This window comes from Pseudomonas sp. FP2300 (assembly GCF_030687595.1).
Taxonomy (GTDB): domain Bacteria; phylum Pseudomonadota; class Gammaproteobacteria; order Pseudomonadales; family Pseudomonadaceae; genus Aquipseudomonas; species Aquipseudomonas bijieensis.
This window is the reverse complement of the sequence record NZ_CP117440.1, coordinates 1,893,218-1,914,785: the sequence shown is the minus strand read 5'-3', so window position 1 is coordinate 1,914,785 and position 21,568 is coordinate 1,893,218. Positions and strand designations below refer to the sequence as shown.

General features: G+C 57.9%; 18 protein-coding genes and 1 pseudogene. 2 read left to right on the top strand and 17 right to left on the bottom strand.

Features of this window, described 5'->3' with window-relative positions; all coding sequences use genetic code 11:
* Positions 1 to 37: 37 nt before the first annotated feature.
* From PSH86_RS08450 to kdpF, 6 genes are all read right to left on the bottom strand, one after another.
* Positions 38 to 736 carry a response regulator gene (locus PSH86_RS08450; protein ID WP_232200433.1) on the bottom strand — a complete coding sequence of 233 codons (699 nt, stop codon included), beginning with the start codon at positions 734 to 736 and terminating at the stop codon, positions 38 to 40.
* Positions 737 to 814: 78 nt separating this feature from the next.
* Positions 815 to 3,466, bottom strand: coding sequence for a sensor histidine kinase KdpD (locus tag PSH86_RS08445; RefSeq protein WP_305489192.1), 2,652 nt, complete (start codon positions 3,464 to 3,466; stop codon positions 815 to 817).
* A gap of 177 nt (positions 3,467 to 3,643) precedes the next feature.
* Positions 3,644 to 4,189 carry a potassium-transporting ATPase subunit KdpC gene (kdpC, locus tag PSH86_RS08440; protein WP_109751423.1) on the bottom strand — a complete coding sequence of 182 codons (546 nt, stop codon included), beginning with the start codon at positions 4,187 to 4,189 and terminating at the stop codon, positions 3,644 to 3,646.
* A 43-nt stretch (positions 4,190 to 4,232) separates the two neighbouring features.
* Positions 4,233 to 6,287: a potassium-transporting ATPase subunit KdpB gene (gene kdpB / locus PSH86_RS08435; protein ID WP_305489189.1), complete on the bottom strand. Its 2,055-nt coding sequence runs from the start codon at positions 6,285 to 6,287 to the stop codon at positions 4,233 to 4,235.
* A 10-nt stretch (positions 6,288 to 6,297) separates the two neighbouring features.
* On the bottom strand, positions 6,298 to 7,992 hold the full coding sequence (kdpA, locus tag PSH86_RS08430; RefSeq protein ID WP_305489188.1) for a potassium-transporting ATPase subunit KdpA: 1,695 nt from the start codon (positions 7,990 to 7,992) through the stop codon (positions 6,298 to 6,300).
* An 8-nt stretch (positions 7,993 to 8,000) separates the two neighbouring features.
* The gene (gene kdpF, locus PSH86_RS08425) at positions 8,001 to 8,090 is read right to left on the bottom strand and encodes a K(+)-transporting ATPase subunit F (protein WP_033033323.1); all 90 of its coding nucleotides are present in this window, start codon (positions 8,088 to 8,090) and stop codon (positions 8,001 to 8,003) included.
* Positions 8,091 to 8,507: 417 nt separating this feature from the next.
* On the opposite strand from kdpF, the gene eat reads away from it, so the two are divergent.
* Positions 8,508 to 9,872 (top strand): ethanolamine permease, encoded by a 1,365-nt coding sequence (eat, locus tag PSH86_RS08420; RefSeq protein ID WP_109751420.1) that lies wholly within the window; start codon positions 8,508 to 8,510, stop codon positions 9,870 to 9,872.
* A 120-nt stretch (positions 9,873 to 9,992) separates the two neighbouring features.
* Positions 9,993 to 10,160: a DUF2897 family protein gene (locus PSH86_RS08415; protein ID WP_109751419.1), complete on the top strand. Its 168-nt coding sequence runs from the start codon at positions 9,993 to 9,995 to the stop codon at positions 10,158 to 10,160.
* Positions 10,161 to 10,342: 182 nt separating this feature from the next.
* Here the strand turns inward: PSH86_RS08415 and PSH86_RS08410 are convergent, their stop codons facing one another.
* The 11 genes and pseudogenes from PSH86_RS08410 to PSH86_RS08360 form a co-directional block, all read right to left on the bottom strand.
* On the bottom strand, positions 10,343 to 11,194 hold the full coding sequence (locus tag PSH86_RS08410; protein ID WP_109751417.1) for a DUF1989 domain-containing protein: 852 nt from the start codon (positions 11,192 to 11,194) through the stop codon (positions 10,343 to 10,345).
* 71 nt (positions 11,195 to 11,265) lie between these two features.
* On the bottom strand, positions 11,266 to 12,234 hold the full coding sequence (locus PSH86_RS08405) for a glycosyltransferase family 4 protein (RefSeq protein WP_305489184.1): 969 nt from the start codon (positions 12,232 to 12,234) through the stop codon (positions 11,266 to 11,268).
* Positions 12,235 to 12,529: 295 nt separating this feature from the next.
* On the bottom strand, positions 12,530 to 12,865 hold the full coding sequence (locus PSH86_RS08400; RefSeq protein WP_305489182.1) for a helix-hairpin-helix domain-containing protein: 336 nt from the start codon (positions 12,863 to 12,865) through the stop codon (positions 12,530 to 12,532).
* A gap of 116 nt (positions 12,866 to 12,981) precedes the next feature.
* On the bottom strand, positions 12,982 to 14,976 hold the full coding sequence (locus PSH86_RS08395; RefSeq protein WP_305490349.1) for a nucleoside-diphosphate sugar epimerase/dehydratase: 1,995 nt from the start codon (positions 14,974 to 14,976) through the stop codon (positions 12,982 to 12,984).
* 123 nt (positions 14,977 to 15,099) lie between these two features.
* Positions 15,100 to 15,459, bottom strand: a pseudogene (locus tag PSH86_RS08390) (glycosyl transferase); the annotation flags it as partial.
* 185 nt (positions 15,460 to 15,644) lie between these two features.
* Positions 15,645 to 16,841: a DegT/DnrJ/EryC1/StrS aminotransferase family protein gene (locus PSH86_RS08385; RefSeq protein ID WP_305489179.1), complete on the bottom strand. Its 1,197-nt coding sequence runs from the start codon at positions 16,839 to 16,841 to the stop codon at positions 15,645 to 15,647.
* 86 nt (positions 16,842 to 16,927) lie between these two features.
* On the bottom strand, positions 16,928 to 17,545 hold the full coding sequence (locus tag PSH86_RS08380; protein WP_305489178.1) for an acetyltransferase: 618 nt from the start codon (positions 17,543 to 17,545) through the stop codon (positions 16,928 to 16,930).
* A complete protein-coding gene (locus PSH86_RS08375; protein WP_305489175.1) occupies positions 17,542 to 18,135 on the bottom strand; it encodes a sugar transferase in 594 nt (197 codons plus the stop codon). The genes PSH86_RS08380 and PSH86_RS08375 overlap by 4 nt, the downstream gene beginning before the upstream one ends.
* On the bottom strand, positions 18,132 to 19,358 hold the full coding sequence (locus PSH86_RS08370; protein WP_305489173.1) for a glycosyltransferase family 4 protein: 1,227 nt from the start codon (positions 19,356 to 19,358) through the stop codon (positions 18,132 to 18,134). Before PSH86_RS08370 ends, PSH86_RS08375 begins: the two co-directional genes overlap by 4 nt.
* On the bottom strand, positions 19,355 to 20,446 hold the full coding sequence (gene wecB, locus PSH86_RS08365; RefSeq protein ID WP_305489172.1) for a non-hydrolyzing UDP-N-acetylglucosamine 2-epimerase: 1,092 nt from the start codon (positions 20,444 to 20,446) through the stop codon (positions 19,355 to 19,357). The genes PSH86_RS08370 and wecB overlap by 4 nt, the downstream gene beginning before the upstream one ends.
* On the bottom strand, positions 20,447 to 21,565 hold the full coding sequence (locus PSH86_RS08360; RefSeq protein WP_305489170.1) for a glycosyltransferase family 4 protein: 1,119 nt from the start codon (positions 21,563 to 21,565) through the stop codon (positions 20,447 to 20,449).
* Positions 21,566 to 21,568: the final 3 nt, after the last annotated feature.

Sequence of the window (21,568 nt, the reverse complement as noted above, 5' to 3'; positions counted from 1 at the left end):
CCCTCGCCACAACAGTGCTTGGCTTGAAACTTTGTGGCTAAACAGCACCCTCCCCCAACAACCGATACCCCACCCCCGCCTCGGTCGCAATGAACCGCGGCCGGGTCGGGTCGTCGGCCAGTTTCTGGCGCAGGTGACCGACCACGATCCGCAGGTAGTGACTGTCTTCGGTGTGGGTCGGGCCCCAGATGTCCTTGAGCAGTTGCTGCTGGGTGATGACCCGCCCCGGATGCCGCGCCAGTTGCGCCAGCACGGCGTACTCCTTGCGGGTCAGGGCCACTTCGGTGCCGTCCAGCAGCACCCGCCGATACGCCAGGTCCACCGTCAGCGGGCCGAACTTCAGCGCAGCTTCCTGTGGCTCGCCCGCCGGAGCCTGGCGCAACAAGGCGCGGATGCGGGCAAGGAATTCCTGGATGCCGAACGGCTTGGTCACGTAATCGTTGGCGCCGTTGTCCAGTGCCTCGACCTTCTGTGCTTCGCTGGCCCGCACCGAGAGCACCAGTACCGGCACCGTCGACCATTGGCGAAACTCGCGCAACACCTGTTGGCCATCCATATCCGGCAGGCCCAGGTCGAGTACCAGCAGATCAGGCTTGTTCAACGCCGCTTGGGCAAGCCCTTCAGCGCCGGTACCGGCTTCCAGCACCTTGTAGCCTTGGGAGCTCAGGCTGATGCGCAGGAATTTGCGAATCTGCGGTTCGTCATCGATGACCAAAAGGGTCGCGGTCTGGCTCATGAGGCTCGTTCGTTGCAGTCAGGTGGAAAGGTAAGCAGGTCACAAGCTGCCGGTCACAAAAGAGTATCGCAACCCGGCTCAAGCTTCATCGTCCATGCCCGGTTGTGCCTGCAGGGGCAGGTGCAACGTGATGCAGGTGCCGCGCCCGTCGAGGCCATCGGCCACACTGATGCGCCCGCCATGGGCACCGACCATGCCCTGGCAGATCGCCAAGCCCAGACCCGTGCCCTGCCCGCCTCGATCACCGCGCGCGGCGGTATAGAACATGTCGAAGATTTTCTCCCGTTCTTGTTCAGGGATCCCTGGCCCCTCGTCGGCCACGGCAAAAAACACTTCGCTGTCGGACGCCCCGGCGCTCAGTTGCAGGCGTCCTTGGGTCGGCGAGAATCGCGCGGCGTTCTCCAGCACGTTCACCAGGGCCTGTTCGATCAACGCCGCATGGACATACAGCAGGGGCAATTCAGCAGGCACCTCGACACTGAGCGCCAGCGGCGCCAGCACCGCCCGAAGGCGGTTCAGCGCGCTGCCGACGATGTCGGCCGGGGCCACCCAGTCCCGCGCCAGCTTCAGGGCGCCGTGGCCCAGGCGGGTCATGTCCAGCAGATTCTGGATGTAACGATCCAACCGCTCGGCTTCATCGCGGGTGCCTTCGAGCAGTTCGCGACGATCGGCCAGCGGGATCGCCTCCCCCAATGCCAGCAGGCTGTCGATGCTGCCGCGCATGGCCGTCAGCGGCGTGCGCAGATCGTGGGACACTGAAGCCAGCAAAGCACTGCGCAGTTGCTCGGTTTCACCGTGCAGACGCGCGGCTTCCAGATCCTGAGCCAACTGCGCCCGAGCCAACGCCTGGGCCAATGGTTGGCTGAGGGCCGTCAATAAACGCCGACGCTGGCCACTCAGCGGCTTGCCTTCTTTCGGGCAAACGCCCAACAAGGCCAGCGGCCCGCCCTCCGCCGACAACGGCCACCACCACCAACGCCCGGACGGCAGCGTTCCGGTGCCGGCACCGGCCGGTTGATCGTGCTGCCAGGACCAGTCCGCCGCCGCGCGCTCGGCCTCGGTGAACGTCAATGGCTCACCGCTCTCGACTTTCCAGCCGCCCTGGCTGTCGCGGTTGAGCAGGCACAGTTGCAGGTCGTGCCAACCGTTGAGGTGCTGCGCGGCGGCGCTGATCACCGCCTGGCGGTCGGTGGCGGCGGTGAGTTTGCGCGACAGGTCGAGCAGTTCGCCGGTTTCCTGCTGGGTATCGCGCAGGGCCTGCAACTGGCGACGCTGGCGCGCGGCAAGGTTGCCGGTCAGGGCTGCCATGAGCAGGAAAAACACCAGCGTCAGCACGTCCTCTTCGCGCTGGATGGTGAAAGAAAAATTCGGCGGAATGAACAGGAAGTCATAAGCCAGGAACGACAGCGCTGCGCAGGCCAGCGCCGGGCCGAGGCTGCTGCGTACCGCCACCAGCAACACCGCCATCAGGAACACCAGGGAGATATTGGGCAATGCCAGCAGCCCCGAGATCCCCCAAGCCAATGCGCTGGCCGCCACAGTCGCCAGCAACGCCAGCACATAATCGAACCCGGTCTGGACAGCTGTTGAGTGCACGCGGGCGGGACGCGGTTGCTCATCGCTGTCCAACACGTTGATTTCCAGGCCCCGGGCATCGCGCAGCAGATGCGACGCGAGGCCGCCGCCAAACAGCCGTCGGCGCAAGCGTGGCCGAGACTGACCTACCAGCACCAGCGTGGCGCGCCGTTCGCTGGCATGCTGGATCAGCGTCCTGGCCACTTCACCGGCCCGCAGCAGCACCACTTCGCCACCGAGGCGTTCGGCCAGTTGCTGGGCATTCTGCAAGCGCTGGCGCGAGGCCTCGTCGCGGGCGCTACCGTTGTCCACATGCACCAGGCTCCACGGCAGATGTCGACGCTGGGCAACGCGACTGGCATGACGCACCAGCCGTTCAGCCTGCACGTCGCCGTCCACCCCCACCAGCAAGCGTCCGCGCACCGCCGGCGCCGCCTGCCCCAGTTGTCGGTAGCCCAGGGCCAGGTCGTTGTCGACCTGGGCGGCGGCGGTCTGCATGGCCAGCTCACGCAACGCGGTCAGGTTGGTCTGGGTGAAGAACGCATCGATTGCCGCCCGGGCCTGCTCCGGCACGTAGACCTTGCCATCACGCAGGCGCTCCAGCAGCTCGCGCGGTGGCAGGTCGATCAGCAGCAGTTCATCGGCTTCCTGCAGGACCCAATCCGGCAATGTCTCGCGCACCTGCACACCGGTGATGCCGCGCACTTGGTCGTTGAGGCTTTCCAGATGCTGGACATTGACCGTGGTATAGACATCGATGCCCGCCGCGAGCAGTTCCTGAATGTCTTGCCAGCGTTTGGCATGGCGACTACCCGGCGCATTGCTGTGGGCCAGTTCGTCCACCAGGACCAACGTCGGGCGGGTGGCGAGCAAACCGTCGAGGTCCATTTCCTCGAGCATCACGCCGCGATATTCCGAGCGCACCAACGGCTGCTGCGCCAGGCCGCCGAGCAGCGCTTCGGTTTCACTTCGGCCGTGCGTCTCCACCACCCCGGCAATGACCTTCACGCCTTGACGCAATTGGCTGTGGGCCGCTTGCAACATGGCGTAGGTCTTGCCCACGCCTGGGGCCGCGCCCAGAAAGACCTTGAGCCGGCCACGGTCGTTGCGAGGCAGATTGGCTAACAGTGCGTCGGCGCGGCCGGAATCGCTCATGACGTGGAAATCTCTTTCAAATATTGATCAAACACCCTGTGGGGAGCCGGACCGGTGGGAGCAAAGCTTGCTCGCGATCAAGGCGACACGGTTCAACTGATGAACGCGTTATCGTTCATCGCGAGCAAGCTTTGCTCCCACTGGCTTTGCTCCCACAGGCGCCACTCCCACAGGTTCTTACAGCTTTTCCAGGGCCAGGTTCAGCGCCAGCACATTCACTACCGGTGGCCCCACCAAGGGTTGCTCGATGTTGTCGTCGAGCAATTGCTGCAAAGTCGAGGACGGCAGGTTGCGTGCGGCGGCGACACGCGCCAGTTGATAGGCAATCGCCGCTGGAGGCAAGTGCGGATCCAGCCCGCTGGCGGAGGTGGTCAGCAATGCCAGCGGCACCGGGCCCTGAGCGGGCACCTGGAGTTTGCGGGCGTCATCGATCACCCGTGTGGCCAGGGCCGGATTGCTCGGGGAAAGATTGCTGGCGCCGCTGGCGACCGTGGCAAAGGCACCGGCCGATGGCCGTGGATGAAACCAGGCATCGCCGGTGAAATCCTGGGCGATCAGCGTCGAGCCACGAACCTTGCCGGCGGCATCGACGATCAAGCTGCCGTTGGCCTGGACGGGAAAGGCGACTTGTGCCACGCCGGTGACCACCAATGGATACGCGACACCGGTGATCAGGGTCATCAGCAATAGCAGGCTCAAGGCCGGGCGAATTAATGTGGACATCCAGAATTCCTCAGTTGAAAACACATCGGTGGCATTAACAGGCTCAAACCAAACCCAACGCCGTCAGCAACATATCGATCGCCTTGATCCCCACGAACGGCACCACGATCCCGCCCAGGCCATAGATCAACAGATTGCGCCGCAACAACGCCGCCGCGCTTGCCGCTTGCACTCGCACGCCGCGCAGGGCCAGGGGGATCAGCACGACGATGATCAAGGCATTGAAGACAATGGCCGACACGATCGCGCTCTGCGGGCTGCTCAGGTGCATCACATTCAACACGCCGAGCTGTGGATAAATCGAGGCGAACAGCGCCGGCAGGATCGCGAAGTACTTGGCGATGTCATTGGCGATGGAAAAGGTGGTCAGCGCCCCACGGGTCACCAGCAACTCCTTGCCGATCTGCACCACATCCAGCAGTTTGGTCGGGTCGCTGTCGAGATCGACCATGTTGGCCGCCTCCCGCGCGGCCTGGGTGCCGTCGTTCATCGCCATGCCGACATCGGCCTGGGCCAGGGCCGGGGCATCGTTGGCACCATCGCCGCACATCGCCACCAGCCGACCGTCATTTTGCTCATGACGGATGCGCGCCAGTTTTTTCTCCGGCGTGGCTTCTGCCAATACGTCGTCGACACCCGCCTCGGCGGCAATCGCGGCGGCGGTCAACGGGTTGTCACCGGTGACCATCACCGTGCGAATCCCCAACTTGCGCAGCTCGGCGAAACGCTCGCGGATGCCGGGCTTGACCACGTCCTTCAGATGAATGGCACCCAGCAGCCTGCCATCGGCACACACCAGCAATGGCGTGCCACCGCTCTGGGCAATCTTGTCGACTTCCCGGGCCAGCGCTGACGGCAACTCGGTTTTCGCCAGACCGATAAAGCTCAGCAGCGAATCCACGGCGCCCTTGCGGTAGATGCGGCCCTGATAGTCGACCCCGGACAAACGGGTTTCGGCACTGAACGGCACGGCCACCAACGCGTCGACGCCGGGCTCAGGCTGTGGATGCAAACCACGCAGGTATTCGACGATGGACTTGCCCTCGGCCGTGTCGTCAGCCAGCGAGGCGAACAACGCGCCTTCGGCCAGTTCCTTGGCACTCACACCGGGGGCGGCATAGACCGCCGTACAACGACGGTTGCCAAAGGTGATGGTGCCGGTCTTGTCCAGCATCAGCACATGCACATCCCCCGCCGCCTCGACCGCACGGCCGGATTTGGCGATCACGTTCAGGCGCACCAACCGGTCCATCCCGGCGATGCCGATGGCCGACAGCAGCCCGCCGATGGTAGTGGGAATCAAGGTGACCAGCAGCGCCACCAGAAACACCAGCGGCAGGCTGGCGTTGGCGAAATGGGCGAACGGTTGCAGCGTCACCACCACCAACAGGAAGATCAGCGTCAAGCCGATCAGCAGGATATCCAGCGCCACCTCGTTCGGGGTTTTCTGGCGCTTGGCGCCTTCGACCAAGGCGATCATGCGGTCCAGGGTGGACTCGCCGGGATTGCTGGTGATGCGCACCAGCAGCCAGTCGGAGACCAGCCGTGTATTACCGGTGACGGCCGAGCGATCACCGCCAGACTCGCGGATGACCGGCGCCGATTCGCCAGTGATCGCCGCCTCGTTGACCGCGGCGATGCCTTCGATCACTTCGCCGTCGCCGGGGATCATGTCGCCGGCCTCGACGCGCACCACATCGCCCTTGCGCAGACGGGTGGCGGGAATCATTTCAAACCCACTGGCGGTCTGGCGACGTGCCTGGAGGCCTTCGCTGCCAGCCTTGAGACTGTCGGCCCGGGCTTTGCCGCGGCCTTCGGCCAACGCTTCGGCGAAGTTGGCAAACAGCACGGTGAACCATAGCCACAGGGCAATTTGCGCAGCGACGAACGTCGGCACGGCGCTGTCGGGGATGAAGCACAACACGGTGGTGAGGATCGCGGTCAGCTCCACCACCAGCATCACCGGCGCGCGGTGCAACTGACGTGGATCGAGCTTGACGAAGGCTTGTACCAACGCTGGCCGCCAAAGGGCCGACAGGTGGGTCTTCGGTTGTTCCGGCGCCTTGACGGCGACGGTTTTGCTCATCGGCATATTCATCATCAGGTCCTCAGAAGCCCATGCTCAGGTGTTCGGCAATCGGCCCCAGTGCCAGGGTCGGCAGGAAGGTCAAGCCGCCCACCAGCACAATGGTCACGGTCAACAGGGTCACGAACAACGGGCCGTGGGTTGGAAAGCTGTTCTGGCCAATCGGCGCGGTCTTCTTCAAGGCCAGGCTGCCGGCCAACGCCAGCACTGGCAGGATGTAGCCGAAGCGGCCGATCAACATGCCCAGGCCCAGCATCAAGTTGTGGAAGGGTGTGTTGGCGCCGAAACCACCGAATGCCGAGCCGTTATTCGCCCCCGCCGAGGTGTAGGCGTACAACAACTGGCTGAAGCCGTGGGCGCCCGGGTTGCTCACCGCTGCGGCCGGCCCGGGCAGGCTCGCGGCGACGGCCCCCAGCACCAGCACGCTGACGGGCATCACCAGCAGGGTTGCCACCAGCAGTTGCACCTCCCTGGCGCCGAGCTTCTTGCCCAGGTATTCCGGGGTGCGACCGATCATCAAGCCGGCCAGGAACACCGCGATCAACACGTTCAACAGCATGCCGTAGAGCCCGGCACCGACGCCGCCGAAAATCACCTCGCCGACCATCATGTTCACCAGCGACACCATGCCACTGAGCGGGTTGAGGCTGTCGTGCATGGCGTTGACCGAGCCATTGGACGCTGCCGTGGTGGTCACCGACCAGAGCACCGTGGCGGTGGTGCCGAAGCGCGTTTCCTTGCCTTCCAGCGGTGCGGTTTGCTCGACGGCCGCGTCATTCAGGGCCGGGTTGGGTTGGTATTCGGCCCACAGTGACGTGGCGCCGCCGATCAGGAACAGGGCAAGCATGCAAGCGATGATCGCCCGGCTCTGGCGCAGGTCCTTGACGTAATGGCCGAAGGTGAACACCAGCGCGACGGGAATCAGGATGATCGAGGCAAGCTCAAACAGATTGCTCCAAGCCGTCGGATTCTCGAACGGGTGCGCCGAGTTGACGCCGAAAAAACCGCCGCCATTGGTACCTAGTTGCTTGATCGCGATCTGGCTGGCAGCCGGCCCCAGCGGAATGACTTGGTCGGCGCCCTGCATCGTGACGCTGTGCACGTAGTGCGCAAAGGTCTGCGGCACGCCCTGCCAGACCAGGAACAACGCCAGCAGCAGGCACAGCGGCAGCAGCCCGTAGAGGGTGGCGCGGGTCATGTCGACCCAGAAGTTACCCAGCGTCGCGGCGGACTTACGCCCGATTCCGCGACAAAGCGCCACCAGCACCGCCAGGCCGGTGGCGGCGCTGACAAAGTTCTGCACGGTCAGGCCGACCATCTGGCTCAGGTAGCTCAGGGACGCTTCACCGCTGTAGGACTGCCAGTTGGTGTTGGTCATGAAACTCACGGCCGTGTTGAAGGCCTGGGTCCATTCCATGCCGGGCAGTTGCTCGGTATTGAGGGGCAGATATCCTTGCAGCAGGAGAATCGCAAACAGCAATACAAAACCCGCCAGGTTGAACGCGAGCAAGGCCAGGGTGTATTTCTGCCAGCTCTGCTCAGCAGTGGGATCGACTCCCGCCAGGCGATAGCAACCGCGCTCCACCGGGCCGAGGATCGGTGAAAGCCAAGTGCGCTGGCCTTCCATCACCCGATAGTAAAAACGCCCCAGGAACGGTGCCGGAATCAGCACCAGGGCGAAAAAGGCGAGGATCAGCCCGTAGTCATAACCGTGCATAGCCGCTCCTAGTTCCGATCTGCGCGCAACAGCGCAACCAGCAGATAAATGAACAGCGCCACTGCCAGCAGCAGCGACACCCCGTCCAGAACATTCATGGGATTTCTCCGTGGTACGGCGTCGTGCCGTGTGTGGAGTGATTGTCGGCAGGGAGGCTGTAAAGGAACGAGATCGAGAGAGGGGGTGGGGGATAAAGAATCTGTAAAAAATGACTTATGGCGTTGTTATGGCGGCGATCGGAAGGGCCTCTTCGCGAGCAAGCCCGCTCCCACACTGGACTTGCGGTGAGCAGTCGATTTCATGCACACCACAAATCCAGTGTGGGAGCGGGCTTGCTCGCGAAGGCGGCATCATCAGCGCCAACGCCCTCAACTGGCGCACAACAGGGGCACATCAAGCAAGGAACATCCCCGATACGACACGATTTCACCCATTACGACCGCCCTCGCCACACTGGCACGCCCACTGCACTGCCCTCTTCCAGCGCTTTTGCTATGGATCAAGGGGAGCCACCGATGAACACACAACTCAAACCCACCCTGGGCACCCTGCATTTATGGGGCATTGCCGTCGGCCTGGTGATTTCCGGCGAATATTTCGGCTGGAGCTACGGCTGGGGCGTGGCCGGGACACTGGGGTTCCTGGTGACGTCCTTCATGGTGGCGGCCATGTACACCTGCTTCATCTTCAGCTTCACCGAACTGACCACCGCCATTCCCCATGCTGGGGGACCGTTTGCCTACAGCCGACGGGCCTTTGGTGAAAAAGGCGGGTTGATCGCCGGGCTGGCGACGCTGATCGAATTCGTCTTCGCGCCGCCGGCCATTGCCCTGGCCATCGGCGCCTACCTGAACGTGCAGTTCCCGGCCCTGGACCCGAAACACGCGGCGGTCGGAGCCTATATCGTGTTCATGGGCCTGAACATCCTCGGGGTCAAATTGGCCGCGACGTTCGAGTTGATCGTCTGCGTACTGGCGGTGGCCGAGCTGCTGGTGTTCATGGGCGTCGTGGCCCCGGCGTTCAGCTTCAGCAGCTTCGCCCTGAACGGCTGGGCCGGTTCCGATACGTTCGGCGCGCCGGCCATCGCCGGAATGTTCGCCGCGATCCCCTTCGCGATCTGGTTCTTCCTGGCCATCGAAGGTGCGGCCATGGCCGCCGAAGAAGCCAAGGACCCGAAACGCACGATTCCCAAGGCCTACATCAGCGGCATCCTGACCCTGGTGGTCCTGGCCATGGGCGTGATGTTCTTCGCTGGCGGCGTCGGTGACTGGCGCACCCTGTCGAACATCAACGATCCGCTGCCCCAAGCCATGAAAACCGTAGTCGGCGAAAGCTCCGGCTGGTTGCACATGCTGGTGTGGATCGGCCTGTTCGGCCTGGTGGCGAGTTTCCACGGCATTATTCTTGGCTATTCGCGGCAATTCTTCGCCCTGGCCCGCGCCGGTTACCTGCCCGCCTCCCTCGCCAAACTGTCCCGTTTCCAGACCCCACACCGGGCCATCATCGCCGGTGGGCTGATCGGCATCGCAGCGATCTACAGCGACGGCCTGATCAACCTCGGCGGCATGACCCTGACCGCGGCGATGATCACCATGGCCGTGTTCGGCGCCATCGTCATGTACATCATGAGCATGCTCAGCCTATTCAAACTGCGCAAAACCGAACCCAACCTGGAGCGCACTTTCCGGGCGCCGGGTTATCCACTTGTACCCGGCGTCGCCCTGGTATTGGCCGTGGTTTGCCTGGTGGCGATGGCCTGGTTCAACGCGTTGATCGGGCTGATCTTCCTCGGCTTCATGGTGGTGGGTTTCGTCTACTTCATCCTCACCGCACAACTGCGTGCAGACGCTCCCGCCGACGCGATGCTGACCGGGCTTTGAGGTGAAGCCGGCCGAACGGGCGTAGTATTGAACCACTGCGAACAACCTTCGCTCATAAGTGGTAGGTGCGATGGATCGGCGAAATGTTCGTCCGTCCATCGCCCCCTCAAGGAGAGCCCTATGCCCTGGTATGCCTGGTTGATTCTGATTGTTGCAATCGGCTCGATCGTTGGTGGTCTGATGATGTTGCGCGACACCGCCACCAAGGTCGAACTGACAGATGAACAGCGCAAGCGTGTTGCCGAGCGCAACGCGGAAATGGATGCGAAGGAGGCCAAGGATCGTTGAGCTATTACCTGTCCCGGCTACATAGTGCTTTTGTGGCGAGGGAGCTTGCTCCCGCTGGGGCGCGAAGCGGCCCTAAACCTGCTGGCGCGGAGTGTCAGGCTAATCGGGTTTTAGCCGTTGGGGCTGCTACGCAGCCCAGCGGGAGCAAGCTCCCTCGCCACAAAAAGCCCGCGCCTTCGGCTTCACTTTTCCCAATCCGCCTTGGCGATATGCAAGCCATGCAACCCCTTGTACGCCGCCCGCTCAGGCTGGCTCCAGCCTTGCAGCAATGATTCCTCCAGCCGATAGATCTCCACTCCCAGCGGACGACAGACGCTGAGTGGATCCTGTGCATCCGGCCCCCACATCGCCAACGACAGGTCACCACCCGGGCAGGTGGACAGGGCACACAACAGATCAATCTCGGCAAAGAATTCCAGGTAATCACCCTTCTGCGCCGGACAGGCCTTCATGAAGTACATGTCGTCATGATTGAGCCCCGTGCACTGGAAAATATTCAGTACGTCGTGCACATCGAACTCCGTCAGGCCGTGGGGCAGCACCGCGCGGGTCAGGTTCGAGTGGCAATGATGGTGGAAATCCTCCCCGGTGAGCATCCGGTTCACATACGGATCACAGCGCGTGCCCAGCAGATCGTGCAATCGTCCGCCATGCTCATCGATGCCGTAGCCGGCCAGACTGTCATCGGTGATGGTCACTAATGGCCGCAGGAATGGCAGGTTCGACCACAACCGATCATGGGTGCTGACATGGGCACCCTGAAGTTGGCGCGTACGCGCCGCCCACAGGCGTTCCCGCGGGTCATGGGCGTTCCAGACGTTGAAGTCTCCCACCTGCGGGCCCACCGGTGTGGTGACGCGGAATACATGCCCGGCGGGTACGTGCCAGGCGCGGCCGGTGCGGATGGGTACTTCGAACTGTTCGATCAGCGTGCGCTTGTCCTGCTGGGTGCGGATGCGGTCGTAGAAGGGTTTGTCCACCTGCAAGGCTGAACCTTTGCTGACCTGGTAGGCGGCTGGGTAGTCTTTGTACATGGCATCGTTCCTCATATCCAACGGTTGGGCGAGAAGCGCTCTAATGATGGTTTTGCCGAAAAAATCGGCAGTTAACGAACCTCCACATCACCGGCTCGGAACTTTAACGCCAGCAGCACCAAAGGTAAGTACGCTACTAGCAACCCGACAATACCTTCCAGCTTCTCATCAACTACCAGGAAAGCGACTGGCAACAACCACATCATGGTCAATGCTCCGGCCGCCAATGACACAGGCAAATGCCGTTCGTAATAACGTGAGGCAAATTGATAAGCATGACTGCGGTGAGCTTCGTAAACCTTCTCTCCCCGCAGTAAACGACGTATCAACGTCAGAGTAGCGTCCACAATGAACACACCAAGGAGGATCAGCCACGCAAAAAATAACTCGGACGATACCCACGCGGCCTGAAGCGTGAAAATCCCAAACGTCATGCCTAGGAAGCCACTCCCCACGTCGCCCATGAATATCTTGGCGGGTGGAAAATTCCAGCATAGAAACCCCAGGACAGCGCAGGCAAGCATGAGTGGCATCTCGATCTGAAAACTCCCCTCCAGCCAATACAACAAGACGACGCTAGCGCATACGGATATCGCTTCAATCCCGGCGATGCCGTCAATTCCATCCATGAAGTTATAAAGATTGAGCATCCACACCAAAAAAAATGCAGCCACGGCGTAACCAACAATACCAAGGTCAATAATCACTCCAAAAATGGAAATAGGAGCAAGACCGCCAATCCAGTACAACGCCCAGAATGCGGCAAGAAAATGGCCAAGAAGTCGCCACCTTGCAGGAATATCACGGTGGTCATCCCAAAAGCCGTTAATGGCTACGAATGAGCCAGCTCCAAGCAGCGCGGCTAAATATTCGGAAGATAGGAGATTTAAATGAAACAAAGCCAGCACGGCCGTCAGAAAACTCAAGACGATGGCAACACCTCCCCCTCTAGGAGTGGGAAGCGTATGGGAACTGCGCGCGTTAGGTAAATCGATAAGGCTATGCGCCAACGCATAACGACGCAGGATCCACGTCAGCATAAAAGACGCAGTTATGATAAGTGGGAAAACTAACCACGGCATTAAGTAAACCTCGATAGCGTGCAGGTCTGGTCAGAGAGGCTAGAATATCAAGGTCTTCCGTTCAGCTTCCTGCCTACGTAGATCGCACGACGCTGCCTCATGGCCTTCCTCGAACCCGCCCTTCAAACCCCAGACCCGGGCTGAGCGTACGTTAAACCGTTATTGATCAACACGTCGTGCCATGGAGTACCCATCGCCAATACGCCTGTATGCAAAGACCGGTCATATGACCGGTCTCTCTCATTGCATCAAATCAATTTACTTCAAGTTTGTCACGGTTTCGGTCCAAGATCGCCTTGCCGATCCCCTTTACTTCCAGTAGCTCCTCTACTGAGGAGAAAGGGCCATTGCTCTCACGATATGCAACAATCGCATCAGCCTTGGCTCTACCTATTCCGGCCAACTCGCGCTCCAACGTAGTAGCATCCGCCACGTTGAGATCCACTTTGGCAGCCTGCGATTTCGACGTCTGGGCCATAATTTGCGGCGCAGCCTTCGTACCGTTATTTTCTACAGGCGCAGCAGTTGCGGCGATAGAAGCGCTGGTGAGGAAGGCAAAAACCAGAGAGTAGAAATAGCCTGTACGCATAAATGACGCTCCATAACATCGTTAAGAAAGAAGCAGCTTTTCCGAAGCTGCTTCTCAAACTTAGGTGATGATGGAGCGCTGTCAAAAGTGTGTACGTTACAGGTTGTGTAACAAAATCAGGGTTCGAGGCGGCGCTGCTGGTAGATCCAGTCGACAATCTCACCGTCCGGGGCGTAGCCACTGACGGTATCGCGAAGCAACTGGCGGACCCTCGCATAATCATCGTGTTCGATGGCAACCAGCAACTCAGCCAACCTGGCCTTGAGCACGTCCCACGGCAGATGATCTTCGTTGGCGCTCATGATCATCGGATGCGAGGTCGCGACAACGTTATCGCCAATCAGCAACTCCTCGTAAAGTTTCTCGCCAGGACGCAGGCCTGTGAACTCGACTGAGATGTCGCCATGAGGATTTTTTTCGGAACGAACACTCAAGCCAGACAGGTGAATCATCTTCTCTGCCAGCTCGACAATCTTCACCGGCTCGCCCATGTCCAGCACGAACACATCGCCGCCCAAGCCCATGGAGCCCGCCTGAATCACCAACTGCGCGGCCTCGGGAATGGTCATGAAGTAACGCGTGATCTTGGGATGTGTAACAGTTAATGGGCCGCCGGACTTGATCTGCTTATGGAACAGCGGAATAACCGACCCAGACGAACCCAGGACGTTGCCGAACCTGACCATGGTGAAACGGGTTTTATTAACTCGCGAGACATTGGCCTTATCGCCGAACAGCACCGGCGCCAGTTCACGGCTCAGGGCCTGCAAGGTCAGTTCTGCAAGGCGCTTGGTGCTGCCCATCACATTGGTGGGGCGCACAGCCTTGTCGGTGGAGATCAATACAAAATTCGACACACCGACCTGCAACGCGGCTTGCGCGGTGTTCAATGTCCCGATCACGTTGTTCAAGACACCTTCGGCAATATTGTGCTCAACCATCGGCACATGCTTATAAGCGGCGGCGTGATAGACCGTGTCGACATTCCAGGTCTTCATTACATCCAGCAATTTGGCCTGATCCCGTACCGACCCCAGGATGGGGAGTAAACGAACAGACAATGATTCCCGAGCGATTCGCGGTTCAAGTTCAGACAGAATACTGTAGAGATTAAACTCGCTGTGCTCGAACAGCAGCAGCGTTGTCGGTTTAAGTGACAGGATCTGCCGACAAAGTTCAGAACCGATCGAGCCACCCGCCCCGGTAACCAATACCGACTGCCCTGCGATGCAATGCTCAAGTAAGTCAGCCTGTGCAGGCACAGGATCGCGCCCGAGAAGATCCGCAATATCCACTTCCTGGATGTCGTCCACCTTGACCCGGCCACTCGCCAAGTCCATGAAGCCTGGAACACTGCGCACATGCAGCGGGAAACCTTCCAACAACGTCAATATTTCCCGCCGACGACCTCGTGACGACGACGGGATCGCCAGTAAAATCTCCTGGGCACCAGTCGCATCGATCATCCGTTGAATATGTTTGGGTTGGTAGACCTGCAGCCCGGCAATCACCCGGTCTGCAATGCTGTGATCATCATCGATGAACGCGACCGGACGCATCACCCGCCCCATGCGTAGCGCGGCCACGAGCTGGTTACCTGCAGCACCGGCACCGTATATAGCGACCTTGGGTAAGCCGTCGTCACGGCTGGTGAAGGGCACATGCTGGGCGGCGGTGAACCAGTCACCGAGGAAATATTGCCGCATCATCAGGCGCATCCCGCCAATCATGATCAGGCTGAGCCACCAGTAATTGAAGATGATGGAGCGTGGGACCACGTTGGCGTGATTGCTGTACCAATACACGACAAGCGCCAGTAACAAGGCCGAAAGGCTGACCGCCTTACAGATTGTAATCAGCGCGTCGTTACCGAAATAACGCATGACGGCACGATACATCCCGAAGCGGATGAAGATCGGAATTGCGATCACCGGAGCGGATGAGAAGAGCCAAAGGTGCGTCTCGATCGGGGCAGCCAATGCGTCGACACCCAGCCGAACAACAAACGCCAGCCACAAAGCGAGCCACACGAGAAGGACGTCCATAGCCACCTGGATCGCGCGCTTGTGGCGTCGGGGCAGTCCCAGCAACGCTGCTCTTAATTTATCCATAAACCCTTCACGCACCTCGGTCAACTCCTAAACCCAATCCATTCCTGATAAACGCGGCTCCATCATCGACCGTTGGACAACCGATAAACAAAAACACGATTTTTTACCTTTAAACCAGGCCTTCTCAAGCTCGCCAGCATGAAATCTGACGGCTAGCAGCACAAAGGCACGTAGGCAATGATTAAAGCCAACATTCCATCCACATTCCACAATACGGCACATGCCGCCAGCGGCAACAACCAGAACATATTAATAGCCACCACCGCCAACGTCCCTGGCAAATGCCGACCATATAGCCGGGAGAAAGCTGATAAGCATGGCTACGATGTGCCTGGTAAATTTTTCCGCCTCGCAGCAGGCGTCGTAATGAAGTAACGGTTGCCTGGATAATAAAGACACCCAGCGGATCAAGCAGATCGAAAGCAGCCTGGATGACGCCCAAGCCGCCTGTAGCGACAACAAACCCAGGACAACGCCGAGAAAACACTATTTCGACGTTGGTGTTGGGTCGCACATGATGATGAGCCCCTGATGAAAGTCTCGAGCACAGCATCAGCCGTTAGCTATTCGCGTGAAATGTGGGGTTCATAGAGCGGACTCATCCATGTAGCGGACTCAGTGCAAACGTGATCCTTGAAAATGTTACGGCAATCACACGTTTTCATGCACTAGATACCACCTAGGACTTCATTTCCAGTGGCGTCGTGCATGACCCTTGTCAACACTTCGCAAGTCTTGGCCATTTCGGCGTCCGTCAGCGTTGGGTGAACCAAGAACATCAGGCTTGTTTCTCCGAGTCGCGCTGCCACTGGCAAGCTCTCCTCGGGTCGCCACGGAGTATTGTCGAAAGCCTTCTCCAGATAGACCTCTGAGCATGAACCCGAAAAGCAAGGCACGCCGCAGGTGCCGATCTCGTTAAGAATCCGGTCCCTATCCCACCCTTCTGCGAGTTGATCCGACTCTACGAAGACATAACACTTATACGCTGCATGCACGATGTCGTTGGGAGTCTCAGGAACACGCAACCCCGGCAAAGCCTTGGCGCAATCCCAGATACGGCGAGCGTTAGCCAACCGCGACTGGTGCCATTGAGGCATCCGTTTCAGCTGAATCCTGCCAATCCCGCCTTGTACCTCCAGCATTCTCCAGTTCGTACCGAAGCTCTCGTGCAGCCAACGGAAACCTGGGGCATGCTGTCGCTCATACACGGCTTCCCAGCTCTTTCCATGATCCTTGAACGACCACATCTTGGCCCAAAGTTCACGATCATTCGTCGTAACCATGCCACCTTCACCGGCAGTGGTCATTATTTTGTCCTGACAGAACGACCAAGCACCGATATGGCCTATCGACCCGATCGCCTTGCCCTTGTATCGGGCCCCATGCGCCTGTGCACAGTCTTCAATTACTCGGATCCCGTGCTCAGTCGCCAGGGCCATGATGGGGTCCATATCACAAGGCCATCCGGCAAGATGAACGCAGATGATGGCTTTGGTACGAGGGGACAGGACTGACTTGATGGTTGACGCATCAATATTCTGCGAATCCGCATTTACATCCGCGAACACAGGGATGGCGCCAACGTTAATGATGCAGGAAACAGAGGCCAAAAAGGTTCGGGAAGTCACAATCACTTCATCACCAGCACCAATATCCAGTGCCTGAAGCGCCAAGTCGAGCGCTACCGTACCATTGGCCACTGCGACCGCATAATCAGTCTCGGCCCAATCGGCGAACTCTCGCTCAAATTGGCGGCACTCCTGCCCGGTCCAATAGTTTACCTTGTTGGACAGGATGATGTCGCGAGCGCAATTTGCCTCCTCTTCAGAGAAAGATGGCCACGGAGAAAAGGGGGTATTCAGCATTGAACTATTCCTGATTCGTCAAACTGGCAAGAATGCAAACGGCTTCAAAACGCGGTGTACCGCCACATCACTAAATGGGTGGAATTCTATAAGACCCGCGCAGGAACGCCTACCACTACGCAGCCTCCTACAACATCAGCCACGACTGCCGCCCCCGCGCCAATCAATACATCAGCACCGAGTGTTACCATTTGCTTTACGCAAGCGCCTATTCCTACCCATGCGCGATCACCCACCTCGACCCCGCCGGCGAGCCGAGCACCTGGGCTGATATGAACGGCTTCTGCCAAAACACAATCGTGATCGACACTGCATCCGGTATTTAAAATCCCGCCCAAACCCACACTGGCGCCGGCATTCACTACAGCCCCGGCAAAAATCACTGTACCCGCCGCCACACTGGCGTGGCGGCTGACATGAGCTGTAGGATGAATGAGCGTCACCAAAACAGCTCCTCGCTGAGTGAGTGCGATAAGCTTCTGTTGGCGAATATTGTTATTGCCAATAGCGACAACAACACCCTCGAATTCACCGATTCGCTCAAACAACTCGCTGCCTGTGCCTACTACCTTCCAGGGACCATTGGTGGTTCGTGAAGGCCATGCATCATCAAAGAAAACAATATCCGACCAGCCACAACATTCCGCAGTATCGGCGACTACTTTGCCATGACCACTTGCGCCAAGTATCGCAAGTTTCTTCATTCCTGGTTGCCCGTGAATTTGGACATGGTGGCTTCTCCGCTAGCGCTGATGCCGTCTTTTTTTACGACTTTCTTGATCGTCATAGCGATAATTTTCAAATCTAGCCAAAGGGAGCGATTTTCGACATACCACACATCTAGTTCGAATCTCTCCGGCCAACCCAGCGCATTACGCCCATTGATTTGCGCCCAACCCGTAACGCCTGGCCGGACCTGATGTCGAAGGTACTGACGCGTGTTATAGAGCGGTAGATACTCCATCAACAACGGCCTAGGCCCTACTAGACTCATCTCTCCTTTAAGCACATTCCAAAGCTCCGGCAATTCATCCAGGCTGCTGGAGCGTAGGAAGCTACCAAACGGGGTCATCCGTAGCGCATCAGGCAAGGGTGCGCCATCGCGACTATATGCATCACGCATGGTACGGAATTTGACCATTTCAAAAGGCTTTCCACCACGCCCAGGGCGAACCTGTCGGAATAACACTGGCCCCCCTAACCGGCGCTTGATCAGGATTGCCACGATAACTATTACCGGAGACAGAACGATCAAGCCCACCAGGGCACCGACGAAGTCGATTACTCTCTTCATCTGGTGGGCTCACATGCTTCGTCGAGGCACTGTGCCAAGTTTCTGGCAAGCTTATCGAAACCATGCTCGATTTCGACGTAGTGACGCCCTGCACACCCCATCTTTATCCGCTCGGTGCTTGAAAGCCTAGACACTCTGACAATCGCGTCAGCCAACGCCTTGGGGTTACCTGGCTCAACCGTATATCCGGCACCAGAGTCTTCTATAGGGTTATTACCTGCATCGCAGCAGAAAAGAACTGGACGCTGGCCCGCCATGAAATCAAACAGTTTGTTCGAGCTAATCCCATACTTGAACACTGGTGCATTGATTAAATTGAAGACAAAGGCATCCGCTTGCGCGGCCAGTGCCGGAATTTGCCTTTTAGGAACAGGATCTTCGAAACTCACACGCTTAAGGCCCAACTCATTGGACAGGTTAAGCAAGTCTACCTTGCACGGCCCGTTGCCAATAATTCGCAGTTTAACATGCGACATTTCGGGATCGGCTTCGATGATTTTCTGCGCGCGCAACACATTATCGAGCCCATTCGCTGAGCCATGAGCCCCAAAGTACATCATCGTGAACTCATCACCGACGGCCTTTTCCTCAGGACGAGGAAAATCTTCAAGATCGACCCCGTTTGGAATCCAAACGATCTTCTTAGGATCGATTCCCATAGGGACGATGTATTCATGCGCTTTAGGCAGCAATACGATAATCCGCTTGGCACGTTTGTAGAGCCACTTTTCCAATACGCGAAGCGAACGAGCAATTATACTTTTGCGCTCTAACCGCCCCATATCGATAAGCGTTTCCGGCCATAGGTCTCGCACTTCGAATACGAAAGGCACTTTATATCGCCAAGCAAGCACTGCCCCCGCGGCTGCGGCAAACGGATGAACACTCGAGCCAATGATGACGTCGGGCTTATTCAATGCAGTAAGTTTACCGGGCTTAACAACCTGCCAAGTGTACTCCAGCATATTACGCATGCGCGCAGCGCCGTTTCCCTCATATCCTGATGTTCGCAACCACAGGAATGGAACGCCGCCATACTGATCAAGCCTGGCAGACTCCGAATTTGCAAGACGCTGCCGACCAGACTGGTATTCCACACTGGCCGCGACAATCGAAGCCTCCCAACCATGCGCAGGCAGATTCTTCGCCAGTTGATAGTGACGCGTGCCACCTGCACCACCCGGCTCTTGAGCGTAGTGGTTAAGAATCCAGACATTCTTCATGCCGAAAGATCCTCTACAAGGCGTCGTACGATCAGTTCTGCCGCATTGCCGTCACCGTAAGGCTGGACAGCTTGGCCCTTAGTGCCCACCGCTGCGCGAATAGCTGCTGCAACTTCTTGCGACGACTTCGGTGATACCAAGCGATTCCATCCGGCTTCGACCAATTCTATCCACTCAGTTTCATCCCGTAACGTGACGCAGGGAATGCCATAGAAGAATGCCTCTTTCTGAACTCCGCCGGAGTCAGTGGCAATGAGTGCGGCATGCTTCTCGAGCTGAACCATATCCAAATAACCAACTGGGTCGATCAGGTGCAGGTGCTGAGGTATATCATCCAGTTGCCCACGCTTCTCCAAAACCGCTCTGGTACGAGGATGCACCGGCCACACGATCGGCAAATCGGTAGAGAGGTCACGGAATGCTTCGACGATCGACGTAAGCCGAGCGGGATCATCGGTATTTTCTGCCCGGTGAACTGTCGCCAGTACGAAGCCAGCTTCTTTGAGGCCGAGTTTAGACATTACACGCCCGCTAGCATCAACACGTCTGCCATGGAACTTCGCGACGTCATACATGACGTCTCCGACTGGAATTATGTTGGCTCTACTTACACCTTCTTTTGTTAGATGCTCTGCCGCCGTTGCGGTAGGGGTAAACATCCAACGAGAAACCCTATCGGTCAGAATACGGTTAACTTCCTCAGGCATCGCCATATTGAAAGACCGCAGTCCGGCTTCCACATGCGCGACGGGGATATGCAACTTCACGGCGGCCAACGCTCCCGCTAATGTGGAGTTAGTATCGCCGTACACAAGTACGATATCAGGGCGCTCGAGAAGTAAAACCTTTTCAACTTCAATAAGCATCCGCCCAGTCATATCACCGTGACTACCACCATGAACGTCTAAATGATAGGCAGGCGCACTCATACCCAGCTCACGGAAGAACACATCAGACATATTAAAGTCAAAATGTTGACCAGTATGAACGACAACTTCTTCGACTCCCGGCAACGTGGAAATGAAATGAGAAACGACACTTGCCTTGATAAACTGGGGGCGCGCTCCAATTATTGTCAAAATCTTCATTTACTGCTCAACCTCTAACAAATCGGAATAAAATAGGCAAAGCTTTTTCGCCTCGACACCCCAGTTATATTTCTCAAGAACAGCTCGCTGGCCATTCCGCCCCATCTCTTCCGCTTCCGCAGGGTGCGCAACCAGATAGTCGATTGTCTTGGCTATTTCCTGAGCGTTTAGTGGATCAACACAAATGCCACACTTACTGGAGTTAATGATATTTCGCCAGAGAGCGAAGTTAGAGGCAATCACTGGTAATCCAACAGCCATATACTCGAACATCTTTACTGGCAATGCATCCAAATAGTTCGGGGTAGGATGAAGTGTCACGAGGCCCGCCACTGAACCATCAAGTATCTCTTTAACACCTTGACGATCCAGCCATCCGAGATGGATAACCTTGCGCCATCCTGGCTCAGTCTTAACTGCCGACTCAAAGGCAGACTCAGTGAAAACGCCGCCGATTGAAAGGGATACACTGGGTGAGGCTAACCCTATCGCTTGGACGATCTCCCGAATACCGCGAATCTCTCCCAGCCCGCCAATATAAACGACTTGCGCTTTTTTATTTGACCAGTCCACGCTGCCACCAGACAACTCCCCTATAATAGGATAGTTATTAATGTCAAGTGCACGAACACCGATAGCCGAAAATTTATCGCGTATATAGGGCGTCGCCGCCAAAACTGCGTCAAGCTTTCGACATGCCCATGTTTCGTAAGCAGCGAAGACTTTCGATATAAGGACCCTTGAAACCTTATTTAAATAAGGCTTACCCAATATCTGCTTGGGAACATCTTCATGCGCGTCGAAAATCACCTTCTTTCCAAGTGTTTTCAATTTCAGCCCGGCGGGGATGAGCTCAGGATCGTGCAAATGATAGATATCAGCATTAAGTTCCGCTGCTCTTTTGCGGATGATTTGGGTCGTCTTAAATATTCTATTTAGGCGACCCTGCAACTTCCCAACATCGATAAAAATAACGCCTTCCTTGACCTCATTACCTTTGCCGTCCGCAACAAGAAAATATACCTCATGCCCTGCCTCGACAAGAGTTCTGCATTGCTTTTGAAAGATACGCACATCGTAACGAGAGTGAACGGATGACACATGAGCAATTCTAGCCATGTT